At 69.3% G+C, this 12,604-nt stretch carries 10 protein-coding genes; 8 read left to right on the top strand and 2 right to left on the bottom strand.

What is annotated here, in order from left to right; genetic code table 11:
* Positions 1-4 precede the first annotated feature (4 nt).
* The gene (locus FLL47_RS21415) at positions 5-1,318 is read right to left on the bottom strand and encodes a Gfo/Idh/MocA family protein (protein ID WP_144122306.1); all 1,314 of its coding nucleotides are present in this window, start codon (positions 1,316-1,318) and stop codon (positions 5-7) included.
* 247 nt (positions 1,319-1,565) lie between these two features.
* Between FLL47_RS21415 and FLL47_RS21410 the strand changes: the two genes are divergently transcribed.
* The 5 genes from FLL47_RS21410 (at position 1,566) to FLL47_RS21390 (ending at position 6,539) form a co-directional block, all read left to right on the top strand.
* Positions 1,566-2,612 (top strand): LacI family DNA-binding transcriptional regulator, encoded by a 1,047-nt coding sequence (locus FLL47_RS21410; RefSeq protein WP_144122305.1) that lies wholly within the window; start codon positions 1,566-1,568, stop codon positions 2,610-2,612.
* A gap of 5 nt (positions 2,613-2,617) precedes the next feature.
* Positions 2,618-3,982 carry an ABC transporter substrate-binding protein gene (locus tag FLL47_RS21405; RefSeq protein WP_246158349.1) on the top strand — a complete coding sequence of 455 codons (1,365 nt, stop codon included), beginning with the start codon at positions 2,618-2,620 and terminating at the stop codon, positions 3,980-3,982.
* Positions 3,983-4,140: 158 nt separating this feature from the next.
* A complete protein-coding gene (locus tag FLL47_RS21400; RefSeq protein ID WP_425457740.1) occupies positions 4,141-5,124 on the top strand; it encodes a carbohydrate ABC transporter permease in 984 nt (327 codons plus the stop codon).
* Complete coding sequence (locus tag FLL47_RS21395; RefSeq protein ID WP_144122304.1) at positions 5,124-5,957, top strand: carbohydrate ABC transporter permease; 834 nt, start codon at positions 5,124-5,126, stop codon at positions 5,955-5,957. Before FLL47_RS21400 ends, FLL47_RS21395 begins: the two co-directional genes overlap by 1 nt.
* 3 nt (positions 5,958-5,960) lie before the next feature.
* On the top strand, positions 5,961-6,539 hold the full coding sequence (locus tag FLL47_RS21390; RefSeq protein WP_144122303.1) for a hypothetical protein: 579 nt from the start codon (positions 5,961-5,963) through the stop codon (positions 6,537-6,539).
* 178 nt (positions 6,540-6,717) lie between these two features.
* On the opposite strand, the gene FLL47_RS21385 is transcribed toward FLL47_RS21390, so the two are convergent.
* Complete coding sequence (locus tag FLL47_RS21385; RefSeq protein ID WP_144122388.1) at positions 6,718-9,579, bottom strand: glycoside hydrolase family 48 protein; 2,862 nt, start codon at positions 9,577-9,579, stop codon at positions 6,718-6,720.
* A gap of 373 nt (positions 9,580-9,952) precedes the next feature.
* Here FLL47_RS21385 and FLL47_RS21380 point away from each other — a divergent pair, with 373 nt between their 5' ends.
* From FLL47_RS21380 to FLL47_RS21370, 3 genes are all read left to right on the top strand, one after another.
* Complete coding sequence (locus FLL47_RS21380) at positions 9,953-10,786, top strand: aldo/keto reductase (protein WP_144122302.1); 834 nt, start codon at positions 9,953-9,955, stop codon at positions 10,784-10,786.
* Between the two features lie 93 nt (positions 10,787-10,879).
* Positions 10,880-11,605, top strand: a complete 726-nt coding sequence (locus FLL47_RS21375; protein ID WP_144122301.1) for an RNA-binding protein — start codon at positions 10,880-10,882, stop codon at positions 11,603-11,605.
* The gene (locus tag FLL47_RS21370) at positions 11,602-12,177 is read left to right on the top strand and encodes a hypothetical protein (RefSeq protein WP_144122300.1); all 576 of its coding nucleotides are present in this window, start codon (positions 11,602-11,604) and stop codon (positions 12,175-12,177) included. Before FLL47_RS21375 ends, FLL47_RS21370 begins: the two co-directional genes overlap by 4 nt.
* Positions 12,178-12,604: the final 427 nt, after the last annotated feature.

The raw sequence follows: 12,604 nt of genomic DNA, 5'->3' as shown, positions 1-12,604 counted from the left end.
GCCATCACTCCCATTCCGAGATGTCGAGCAGTTGCGCCACGTCCACGCTGCGCCCGGAGGCGATCGACGCGTTCGCGGCCAGTCCGGTCAGCAGCGAGCGCGCGCCGTCGAGCGCCGTCGCCGACCGGTGCAGCGGGTCGGCGTCGCCGCCGAAGAGCACCCCGGTCATCCGCACGTCCGCGCCGCCGTGGCCCTGCCGGTCGTATGCCGCCACCGGCACCTCGACCGGCTTCTCCCAGTACCGGCGCAGCCGCAGCGAGACGCTGCCGCTCTCGGCCGCCGCCTCCACGCCGTGCAGCGCGGCCGAGTGGCCCTTGACCGCGCCGGCCACCCCGGGTGCGACGTGGTCGGACTCGACGATGTCGAGTTCGAGGCGGCCGCGGCTGCCGTTGAAGGCGATCCGGTAACCCTCCCATGGCGCATACGCGGTGAGGTGGTACGACATGGTCGCGCCGCTGGCGTAGCGCACCAGCACGGCCATGTCGTCCTCGATGTCGGTGCCGGGCGCGAACACGTTGACGTCGCGGTGGTAGCCGTCGTGCGCCTCGGCGTCGAGGTAGAGCTCGGCCAGGTTCGGGTTGTCGGCCAGGTGCAGCGCGAACGGGTCGCCCGCCGCAGCCGCGGCGCCGTGGGCGCGAGCGTAGTCGCGGGCGTAGCCGTGGCGGGCGCCGTTCTCGCCGTACAGGAACAGCCGGCCCTCGGCGGTGACCCGCACCGGGGTGCTGTTCAGCCACCAGTTGACCAGGTCGAAGTGGTGCGTCGCCTTGTGCACCAGCAGCCCGCCGGAGTTGGCCCGGTCGCGGTGCCAGCGGCGGAAGTAGTCCGCGCCGTGGCGCACGTCGAGCAGCCACTCGAAGTGCACCGAGCCGATCTCGCCGATCGCGCCCTCGGCCAGCAGCGTGCGGACCTGCTCGTGCACCGGGTGGAAGCGGTAGTTGAAGGCGACCCCGACCTTGCCGTCGTTGCGCTTCACCGCCTCCAGGATGCGCCGGCACTTCGGCACGTCCACGGTCATCGGCTTCTCCGTCACCACCGAGCACCCGGCGTCCAGCGCGGCGACGATGTACTCGTCGTGCGTGGCGTCGACGCTGCACACCACGAGGGTGTCGACGCGTTCCTTGGCCAGCATCGCCGGCACGTCGCCGGCGTCGTAGGCCACGGCGGGCGGGGCGCCCGCCGCCTGCAGGCGGCGCTGCTGAGCGGCGATCCGAGCGGGGTTGACGTCGGCTAGTGCGACAAGTTCGCCGTGCTTGTTCAGAGCTTGGGCGAACATCTGCGCTCGAGCCCCGGTCCCCACGATCGCGTACCGCGTGGTCATCCGGCCTCCTGGGCCTCATGCGACTACAAACGTTTGCAGCAGAACTAACCATCGCGCCCCGATCGCGTCAATGGTTGCCCCGGAATCCGCCTTGATTGTCATGATATTTCCTAGTGCCGGCACCGCCAAGGTCCACTGTCGAAACCAGATCGACATCTTCGACCGTTGACACGGTCGCAACCGTTTGCATTAATGGGTCACCACCGTGATAGCCAACACAGGATCGCGTGTACACAAAGGAGTGCAGGTGCCGGCCACTATCCGCGATGTCGCCAAGGCCAGTGGCGTGCACGTCTCCACCGTGTCCCGCGCGTTCAGCGCACCGCAGTTGGTAAACGCCGAGACCCGGGCACACGTGCTCGCTGCGGCGGAAGTGCTGGGATACCGGCCCAACCGGGCGGCCCGCGCGCTGATCACCGGGCGCACGCACAACATCGGGCTGATCGTGGCGGACATCGCCAACCCCTTCTTCCCGCCGCTGATCAAAGCGGCGGAGAGTCATGCCCGCGGCCGCGACTACCACGTCTTCGTCGCCGACACCAACGAGGACCCCGGTGTCGAGGAGGAGCTGGTGCTCGCACTGGCCAAGCAGGTGGACGGGGTGCTGCTGTGCAGCCCCCGCATGAGCAACACCCAGATCGAGCAGCTGTCCCGCGAGGTCCCGCTGGTCGTGGTCAACAGGCCGGTTCCCGGCCTGCCCGCGGTCGTGATGGACGTCGCACAGGGCGCCCGGCTCGCGGTCGAGCACCTGGTCGGCCTCGGGCACCGCGAGATCGCCCTGCTGGGCGGCCCGCGCGGGTCCTGGACCAACCGCGAGATCCGCCGCGCGTCCACCCTCGCCGCCCGCACCGCCGGGGCCGAGCTGGTGGTCCTCGGGCCCAACGCACCCACCGAGGAGAGCGGATCGGCACAGGCCGAGGCCGTGCTGCGAGCCGGCGTCAGCGCCGTGCTCGCATACAACGACCTCATGGCCGTCGGCCTGATCGACGCTCTCGACCACCGCGGGGTCAAGGTGCCGGATCAGATCAGTGTCGTCGGAATAGACGACACCGCGCTGAGCCGCCGCACCCGCCCCATGCTGACGACGGTGGCCACCCCCACGGCGGCCGCCGGACGGGCGGCCGTCGACATGCTGCTCCAGCATGGCGACGACCGCCGCACCACCGCACTGGTAACGCTTCAGACCGAGTTGGTCATCCGCGACTCGTCAGGCCCGGGCCCGCATCGCACTGCGGGCCCGGGTAGGCGGCAACTGCCGCCTCTTGACGGTGTCGCTTCCGAGAGCAGGGAGTGAAAGCTATGCACCCAGCGACACCCGCGCCGGCCGACGAGCCGACGCAGCACAACGGTAGCCTGCCGGCGGCCGGTTGGAATCGCCGCCACCTGCTGCGCATGCTCGCCGGAACGGCCATCGCCGTTCCCGCGGCCGGCCTGCTGGCCGCCTGCGGCGGCGAGGAGGAGCCGTCGGTCGACCCGAACGCCAAGCACACCGTCTCCTTCTTCTGGTGGGGCGGCGAGGCCCGCGCCAAGCTGACCGAAGAGGCGCTGAAGCTCTACATGACCAAGCACCCGAACATCACCATCACGCCGACCTGGCAGGCGTTCACCGGCTACTACGACAAGCTCGCCACGATCTCGGCGGGTGGCAACGCGCCGGACATCTTCCAGATCGACGACAACGGCCTGGCCGAGTACGCCGGCCGCAACGTCACCCTGGACCTGTCCAAGTACACGGCGAACAAGAAGATCGACGTGTCGAAGCACCCCGAGAGCCTCACCAAGTACGGGCAGCTCGGCGGCAAGCAGGTGGCCATCGCCACCGGCGAGAACACCCCGGCCATCATCTTCGACAAGACGAAGCTGGCCGAGCTGGGCGTCGAGGCACCGCAGGTCGGCTGGTCGTACGACCAGATCATCACCTGGGGCGCCGGCATCACCACCAAGTCCGGCGGCAAGTACTGGGGCCTGATGGACCCGAGTTCGGACTACAAGGCGCTGTGGCTCTGGCTGCGTGCCCAGGGCAAGGAGTTCTACAACGGCCCCAAGATCGCCTTCAGTGAGGCGGACCTGGTCGCCTGGTTCCAGCTCTGGGTGGACGCCCGGGCCAAGAACGCGACCCCGCCGGCCGACGTCTGCCACGAGGCGGTCACCGGCAGCGTGGCGACCCAGCTCGTGGTCACCAAGAAGGCCGCCGTGTCCTTCATGTGGTCCAACCAGCTCTCCGAGATGCAGAAGGCCACCAAGAACGACCTGGGCATGACGGCATACCCGGGCGACCCGAAGGGTCAGTGGGCGCGCGCGTCCACCTACTGGGCGGCCTCGCGTACCACCAAGGCGCCCGACGTGGTGGCCGACATCATCAACTTCCTGGTCAACGACCCGGAGGCCGGCAAGATCCTGGGCGTGGACCGGGGCCTGCCGAACAACCTCGACGTGCGCAAGTCCGTCTCCGACGGGCTGACCGACCAGAAGATGAAGGACACCGTCGCCTTCGAGAACGAGATCACGCCGAAGTTCGGCCCGGCCCCCGCGCCGCCGCCGAAGGGCCACAGCGGCCTGCGCAACACGCTGCGCGACATCGCCGAGACGGTGTCGTACGGCAAGCAGACCCCCGAGGCCGCGGCCAAGCAGTTCTTCACCGAGGCCACCGCCGCTCTGGCGTGACCTGACGCCGGTGGTTGTCCCCCGGCGGCCCGCGGTACAGGCGGGCTGCCGGGATCATCCGCCGGCGGACGCGGGCCCGGCCCGGCCGATCCCGGGCCGGGGCCGGGCCCGCTCCATTTCCGCAGCACTTCGATCTCGTTCCTGGAAGGGGACCGCGCGTGGCACTCACCACGGCCTCCCGTCCGGCCCTCCCGGTTCCGGCGGCAGCGCCGCCGCGGACGCGCGGCCGGCGCAAGAACTACGCCGCCCGCCGCTCCGAGGGCCTGGCGGGCTATGTCTTCCTCTCGCCGTGGCTGATCGGCCTGATGGCGATCACCGCATTCCCCATGCTGCTCTCGCTCTACCTGAGCTTCACCAACTACGACGTCCTGTCGAGCTGGGAGTTCGTGGAGTGGGTCGGCTTCGACAACTACACGAAGATCTTCACCCTGGACCCGACCTTCTGGCAGTCGGTGCGGGTCACCCTCACCTTCGGCCTGATCGCGATCCCGCTGAAGCTGGCCGCCTCGCTGGGCGTGGCCCTGCTGCTCAATAAGGAACGCCGCGGCGTCGGCCTGTTCCGCGGCATGTTCTACCTGCCGTCGCTGCTCGGCGGCTCGGTGGCGCTGGCCCTGGTCTGGGTCGCCATGTTCAACCGCGAAGGCGCGTTCAACGCCGGCCTGAGCCTGTTCGGCATCGAGGGCAACAACTGGATCAACGACCCGGACTGGGCGCTGTCCACGCTGATGGTGCTCACGATCTGGCAGTTCGGCGCACCGATGGTCATCTTCCTGGCCGGCCTCAAGCAGGTGCCCACCGAGCTCTACGAGGCCGCACAGGTCGACGGGGCCAGCAAGCGTAGGCAGTTCTTCCACATCACGCTGCCGATGCTGTCGCCGGTCATCTTCTTCAACCTGCTGCTGGAGACGATCAACGGCTTCCAGGGCTTCACCTCGGCCTTCGTCATCAGCAACGGCACCGGCGGCCCGCTGGGCGCCACGAAGCTCTACACCCTGCACATCTACGACAAGGCCTTCACCGACTTCCAGATGGGCTACGCCTCGGCGCTGGCCTGGATCTTCCTGGCGGCGATCGGCTTGATCACGATCATCTTCTTCAGCACCGGCAAGTTCTGGGTGCACTACTCGGACGGAGAGAACTGATGGCCCGCGTACGTGGCTGGGTGCGGGTGCTGGCCCTGCTCGGCGTGCTGGCGATCGTGCTCTACCCGCTGATCTGGGTGCTGGGCTCGTCGCTGAAGTCGCCCACCGAGGTGACCAGCAACCTCTCCGTCTGGCCCGAGGAGCTGACCTGGTCGAACTACTCCGACGGCTGGGACTACATCCCCGGCGTCAGCTTCGGCCGGTTCTTCTGGAACAGCATCGTGATCTCACTGGCCACGGTGGTGGCGAACGCGGCGTCCTGCCTGGTCACCGCGTACGCCTTCGCGCGGCTGCGGTTCTGGGGCCGCAAGGGCTACTTCGCGCTCATGATCGCGACGTTGCTGCTGCCCGGCCACGTGCTGATCGTCCCGCAGTACGTGCTGTTCAGCGAGTTCGGCTGGATCGACACCCCGCTGCCGCTGATCCTGCCGAAGCTGCTGGCCACGGAGGCCTTCTTCATCTTCCTCATGGTCCAGTTCATGCGGGGCATCCCCCGCGAGCTCGACGACGCCGCCAAGATCGACGGATGTGACCCATACCGTACGTTCTGGCACGTCATCCTCCCGCTGTCGCGACCTGCCCTGATCACGACGGCGATCTTCTCCTTCATCTGGACCTGGAACGACTTCTTCACCCAGCTGGTCTACCTGCCCAGCGTGCCCAGCTACACCGTGCCGGTGGCGCTGCGGCTGTTCATCGACTCCAGCGGCCAGACCTCGATCGGCCCGATGCTGGCGATGTCGGTACTGTCCCTGCTTCCGGTGTTCCTGTTCTTCCTCGGATTCCAGCGCTTCCTGGTCCAGGGCATCAACACCAGCGGACTGAAGGGCTGACACATGACGGCGACGACCACCACGGACTGGCGCGACACCCTGCGTGACGCGGCCGACCTCGCCCTGGTCGGCATCGTGGTGACCGTCGCGGCGGTGCCGGTCGTGACGACCGGCGCCGCCGTCGCCGCCGGGGCCGAAGCGGTGCACCTGCGCTTCACTGACGGCCGCTGGCCCGGCCCCCGCGACCTGCTCCGCTCCTTCGGCCGGCGGCTGCTGCCCGGGCTGCTGGCCACCCTCGCCGTGCTGGCCGCGGCACTGCTGGTCACCCTGAACATCTTCTGGCTGCGCCGGGGTGTGGTCCCCGGCGGCGAAGTGCTGCTGGGCGTCACAGCCGTCGCGGCGGTGGCGCTGATCGGCCTGATCGCGCTGGCGATCCCGTTCCTGGGCCGGGGGTACACCTACCGCCGGGCCCTGCGCGCCGCGCTGTCCCGCCCGGCGCTGATCGTCACCTGCGCCGGCGTCATCGGGATCGCCTTCCTGATCGGCTCCATCCTGCCGGTCACCGCCCCGCTCCTGGTCGGCTACGTCCTGCTCGCCCTGCACACCATCGCCCGCCGCGTCGCGCCGGCCGCCGGCGCCTGACTCGGCTTCCCTGCATTTTCAGGGAAACTGCAGGAATCCGGACCGGCGAAGGAACAGTTTCCCCGAAACTGCACCGCCAAAGTCCGGGTTAACGTCGGCAGGTCTCCAGAAGTCTCGCGGAAATGGGCGGCGGGCACCCGGGAAGGGTGCCCGCCGCGTCACGCTGTGCCGACCGGGGTCAGCCGTTGGGGAACAGGGCGGCGAAGTCGGCGAAGGCCATCGCCACGTCGCTCTGTGCCCAGAACCGGTGGTAGTTGAAGCTCGGCGCGGGGCCGCCGTCCAGGTGCGCCTGCACCTTGGCCCAGTCCGGGTCCTGCTTGTACCAGGACCGGATGTCGAGGAACGACTTGCCGGCGGTGATGATGTCGCCGTTGGGCATGTCCCCGGTCCAGCCGGACGGGACGTAGATGCCCTGACCGGTGGTGGCGTTGTAGCCGTCGTCGAACCGCGAGTAGTCGCCGCGGGTCTCCGTCGTGGAGACGCCCTTGCTCTCGGCCCTGGCGTACAGCGCGTCGATGATGCCCTTGCCGGTGGTCTTCGCCGCGGCGTTGCCCGACTTGGCGGCGTAGAACAGCAGGGTGCGGGCCAGCGACGCGGCGACGCCGACGTCCTGGCCGGTGCTGGTCACCGTGACGTGCAGGCCGGTGTTGGCGGCCGGGCTCGACGGGTTCCAGGTCGCGGGCGCGCCGGACCAGCCCAGCTCGGACGGGACGGCGAAGTTCGTGCCGCTGACCGTGGTGTTGGCGACGGCCCACGGCACCCACTTGTCCAGCAGCGCCTTGGCCTTGGCGTTGCCGGTGGCGTAGTACAGCTCGGCGATGCGGCCCATCGACCAGACCTGCATGCCGAACCACTGGTTCGACGGCGGGTCGTGGTAGACCGGCTTCTCGTCGTAGAACATGCCGTAGAAGGTGGGCGTGTTCGCGGGCGGCGTGGCGTACGAGCCGGCCCAGCTGTTGGTCGCGCCGCCGGCGATGCCGCCCTCGGCCGACTGCAGCCACTGGTAGAACTCGAGCTGCCGGTTGAAGCTGTTGGTCCAGTCCGCGTTCGCGGTCGGCGACTGCGGCTTCAGCTCGTTGACGTTGGCCAGCGCGTACGCCGCCATCGGGTTCTGGTAGCCGAAGTGGTTGAAGCTGGAGCCGATGCGCCACGACCAGGCCGACGTGAGACCGCCGCCCCAGGCGTAGTACCAGGACATCAGGTAGTGCATCGAGTCACGGCCGGTGCCCGCGGCGCAGGTGGTCGCGCCGACGCAGTTGCCGATCTTCTTGAAGTACTTGTCGAACATGGCGTAGCGCAGGTAGTCGCCCATCTTCGCCGCCTTGGTCAGCGTCGACGCGATCTGCGACTGCTTGCCCTGCTCGGTGGCCCAGGTCAGCGCCCAGTAGGCCGCCTCGATGGCGCGGGCGTCGGCGTCCGGCGCGTTGGTGTACTTCCACTGCGCCGCGGGGGCGCTGGCCTCCTTGACGTAGAGGTCCAGGTAGCCGTTGGTGCCGCCGTGGTTGAGGTTGTCACAGCTCGGCTGCGGGATGGTCTCCCACACCGACTCCTGCGGCCCGCGCTGGAAGGTGTTGATGTACGCCGGGCGGGTGGTCCCGTTGCCGCACCGGCCGAAGCCGTACTTGTTGTCGACGTCGAGCAGCCAGTGCATGCCGTAGATGCTGCCGTTGCCGTAGGTGCTGGTCAGCTCGCTGCGCAGCGGGTCGGTGCCGACCGGCACGCTGGGCTGCAGCTGCGAGGGGTAGTTGGCCGGGGTGAGGTGCTCGGCCGCGTACTGCGGGGTGCCGGCGACGCCCGCGTTGGGCTGATCGGCGGCCGACGGGATGATGTACTGCTCCATCACCGTCCAGGCCTGGTTGAACCTGGTCCAGTCCTGGGTGAACCGGCCGTAGTAGGCCTCCAGCCACAGCCAGTAGGAGAACGCCTCGCTGGTGGTCTCGTGGCCGTAGTCGGGCGCCTCGACGATCAGCGTCTCGATCGAGTGGTACGGCACGCCCTCGGGTGAGAAGTACCCGTTGGCAGTGTTCTTGATCTTGTTGTACTGCTCGATGAAGCGCTGGGTGTAGACGTTGACCTCGTCGTCGGCCTCGGTCGCGGTGACCACGCCGGGGTCGTACCCGGTGGCGCTGGCGGTGACGGTCGCCGAGCCGGAGGCGTTGTCCGCGTCCTGCGCAGCCGCCAGGGTGACGGTCTGCTCGGTGCCCCAGTTGGTCGTGCTGAACGTCAGCGTCGCACCGGTCGACACCGACACGTCGGTGTCACCGGCGGTGCGGGCCACGGCCACGGTCAGGTTGGCCGACGGCGCGGCCGACAGCTTCACCTTGAACGTGTTCGTGCCGCCCTCGGGCACGCTGACCGCCGCCGTGCCGGCACCGTTGACCAGCACCTTCGGCGCGACGGAGGCGTCCACCACGACGGTGGTGTTCGCGGTCGCGGTCGCGCCGCCGTTGTCGGTCGCCTTCGCCTGGAACACGTAGGTGCCCACCGGCAGCGCCGAGACGTCCCAGGTGTACGGGGCCGCGGTGTCCGAGCCGAGCAGCAGCCCGTCGCGGTAGAACTCCACCTTCGACACGGTCCCCGGCGAGGTGTCCGCCGCGCTCGCCGCGATGGTGAACGCCGCCGGGGCGGTGTAGTGGGTGTTGTTGGCCGGCGCGGTGATGCCCACCGTCGGCGCCGGGTTGGCCCCGGTGCACGCCGTCCCGTTGATCGTGAACGCGTTCGGCGACGAGTACGTGCCGCTCCAGCGGCCGTTGAAGCCGATGCCGGTGGACCCGTTGGTCGGCACGTTGCCGTTGTAGTTCAGGTTGGTGGCGGTGATGTTCTGGCCGGAGGCGGTGAAGTTCGCCGACCAGCCGGGCAGGGTGACGGTCTGCCCGGAGGGCAGCGTGAAGCCGAGCGTCCAGCTCGTCCACGGGTCACCGAGGTTCTTGAGGGTGAGGTTGGCGGTGAAGCCGCCGGAGCCGGGGGCTTCGGTCCAGGGGTTGGCGGTGTAGACGACCTCGCAGGCGACTGCGGCCTGGGCCGGGCTCGCCGCCACCATCAGGCCTCCGGCGGCGACAAGCGCCGCCGTGGCGACGGCGCCGACGCGCCGCAGCAGACTGGGGCGGGAACGCCGCAGTGGGTACAACAAGACGATCTCCTCGCGAATGTGCCGGGACCACGTCCCGGCGGGAAACCTTTTGGCGAACCGTCACTGAGGACGGCGGTGCCGCTTCGGCGCATCCATGCCCTGACGTGCCGTGTCGCGCGACGATGGCTCCCGGTCGCGAATCTGGATCAGTCTTGCATGGGAGCGCTTCCATCGCAAGGGGTCACTGCCACGCCGACCCGGGCGGCACGGCGCGCGTCGATTCACCGATCCGCGCCGAGCCGACTGCCGCGACGAGCGGCCGCGGCACTGGAAGAATGGATGCATGATCGTTCCTGAGGTGACCCTCAACAACGGCGTAGCGATGCCCCAGCTCGGATTCGGCGTGTGGCAGGTCGACGACGACACGGCGGAGAAGGCCGTGACCACGGCGCTGGAGTCGGGCTACCGCAGCATCGACACCGCCAAGATGTACTTCAACGAGCAGGGCGTGGGCCGGGCGCTGCGCGCCAGTGGGCTGCCCCGCGAGCAGCTGTTCGTCACCACGAAGCTGTGGAACACCGAGCACGAGTACGACAAGGCCCTGCGCGCCTTCGACGAGAGCATGGCCAAACTCGGCCTCGACTATCTGGACCTGTACCTGATCCACTGGCCGGTGCCGTCCCAGGACCTTTACACCCAGGCCTGGCGCGCGCTGGAGAAGCTGTACGCCGACAAGCGGGTGCGCGCCATCGGCGTGTCCAACTTCACCGTGCAGACGATGAGCCGCCTGCTCGACGAGTTCGACGTGGTGCCCGCGGTCAACCAGATCGAGCTGCACCCGCGGTTCCCGCAGGAGGAGCTGCGCAAGCTGCACGCGGTGCACGACATCGCGACCGAGGCGTGGAGCCCGCTGGGCCAGGGCAAGGGCCTGCTCGACGACCCCGTGCTGGCCCGGGTCGCGGCCAAGCACGGCAAGACGACGGCACAGGTGGTGCTGCGCTGGCACCTGCAGCTGGGCAACGTGGTCATCCCCAAGTCGGTGACCCCGTCGCGGATCGCCGAGAACATCGCGGTCTTCGACTTCACTCTCGACGACGAGGACATGGCCGCGATCGCCACTTTGGACAACGGCGGCCGCATCGGCCCCGACCCCGCCGTCTTCTCCTGGATGGGCTGAGCCGCCGCCCCCGAGCGGGGCCGTGTCCACTGTGTATGGACACGGCCCCGCTCGGGTGTCCCCGTAAGCGTTCCATCTCGTATGCTCGCCGCTGTGTCGGTCACCACGGGGCGGGGTCAACTGAGCCGCAGACTCTTCAGGGGTCTGCTCGACGGCGTCGCGCCGCAACTGCGCTGGGTGCTGATCGCGCTGGTGCTGGCGGGCACCGCGCTGTTCGGCGGGCTGGAGACCGCACCGCCGAAGGACAAGACTCCCCAGTTCGCGGTGGGTGTTCCGGTGGACGGCGGGCCGTGGCGGGTCGAGGTGATCGACGTGCGCCTGGCGGGAGACCTGCCGCCGCTGCACCGCCAGGACGAGAAGAACCGCTGGCTGTACGTGACCGCCAACGTCACGATCACCGCACACGAGAGCTGGACGCTCACCTCCAAGATGATGCGGCTGTCCGGCGTGGAGGGCCTGATCGCCAAGGAGCCCTCCGACATGGTCCTCTACCGCGACAAGCGGGTGATCCGCCGCCTGCACCCGAACATGCCGGAGAAGGTGGCGTTCTTCTGGGAGCAGTCCGGTGACGCGCCGGTGCCCACCACCGTGACGGTGCTCGTGCTCGGTATGACGTACCGCGGCGACTCGTTCAGCACCGAACTCCAGTGGAGGGCGAACGAGGACCCCAGCGGCCGCGTCACCGTGCCCGTGATCGACGTGCGCGCCTCCCGCGGCGCGACGCCGTCGCCGGGCACGTCGCCGTCGCCGGACACGTCGCCGCGAGTCTCCGCCTCGGGCCGACCCGGTGCGACGCCGTCGGTGCGGACGTCGCCGTGAAGCTGCTGCGCCGTCTCGGCTCCTTCCTGTTGATCGCGGCTGTGCTGGCCGCCGGCCAGGCCGTGGGCGATGCCACGCCCGACCGCAACCACCAGCTGCGTCCCTTCGCCGTCGCGGGCGACTTCGGCACGGACGTGGTCGGCCGCGACTTCGCGGTGCGGGCCGCCGCCGTGCGCTGCGCCGCCCAGCTCAAGATCGGCGATGAGATCCTGGAGACCCAGGGCGTCTGGATCGTCGTCAAGCTACGCCTGAGCGCCCGCACCGAGCCGGTGCGCATCAGGTACGCCGCCGTGCGTGACGCCTCAGGCAGGATCTACGAGACGACCGATCGCTTCGAGCAGTATCTGGTCAGCGGCGGCCGGAACATCCAGCCCGGGCTGCCTATCGAGGGTGAGGTCGCGATCGAGGTGCCCGCCGCCTCGGCCGGTGACCTGACCCTGCTCGTGGCGTCCACTTACGTCGACCACAGGGTGGATTCCATGGCCGAGATCCCACTGCCCGTCTCCGACGTGTCCGGCGTGCTGGCGAATCCGGCCCCGACCGAGGTGCTCGCGCCGAGGGCCGCGTCGTGAGGGGCCCGGACTCGCTGGGCCGCGGCTGGTGGCGGCGCAACGTCTGGGGACTGGTCGCGGTGGTTCCCGCCCTCGCCCTGATGGTCTATGCCGGGGTGTACTCCGACCTGGAGTACTGGCAGCGGGGCCGGCCGGTGCAGGCGCCGTCCGCCGCCGACGGCTCGGCCGAGTTCGCCGGCCTCCGGCTGCGCCTGGTCGAGCTGGCGCCGACGACCGAACTCAAGCGCTCCGCCACCGCCGCGTTCGTGCCGCCGGAGGGTGTCACGGTGTGGCGTGCCGTTATCGAGATCGAGTCCCCCGATCCCGAGAAGTCCCCCGGCTGCACCATCGTGCTGGAGGACCGGGCCGGCAACCGGCACGACACCGAAGCCCAGGAGCTCACCAAGGCGCGCGTGCCACTGGCCAACTGCCGGCCGGACACCGACTC

It is taken from the genome of Catellatospora sichuanensis (assembly GCF_007483665.1).
Classification (GTDB): Bacteria; Actinomycetota; Actinomycetes; order Mycobacteriales; family Micromonosporaceae; genus Catellatospora; species Catellatospora sichuanensis.
This window is presented reverse-complemented; position numbering and strand designations above follow the sequence as displayed.

Excerpts from the sequence above, each read along its gene's own strand:
- FLL47_RS21390 (WP_144122303.1), top strand. The coding sequence starts at position 5,961 with ATGACGGCGACGACCACCACGGACTGGCGCGACACCCTGCGTGACGCG.
- FLL47_RS21415 (WP_144122306.1), bottom strand. The coding sequence starts at position 1,318 with ATGACCACGCGGTACGCGATCGTGGGGACCGGGGCTCGAGCGCAGATG.
- FLL47_RS21385 (WP_144122388.1), bottom strand. The coding sequence starts at position 9,579 with ATGGTGGCGGCGAGCCCGGCCCAGGCCGCAGTCGCCTGCGAGGTCGTC.
- FLL47_RS21395 (WP_144122304.1), top strand. The coding sequence starts at position 5,124 with ATGGCCCGCGTACGTGGCTGGGTGCGGGTGCTGGCCCTGCTCGGCGTG.
- FLL47_RS21380 (WP_144122302.1), top strand. The coding sequence starts at position 9,953 with ATGATCGTTCCTGAGGTGACCCTCAACAACGGCGTAGCGATGCCCCAG.
- FLL47_RS21405 (WP_246158349.1), top strand. The coding sequence starts at position 2,618 with ATGCACCCAGCGACACCCGCGCCGGCCGACGAGCCGACGCAGCACAAC.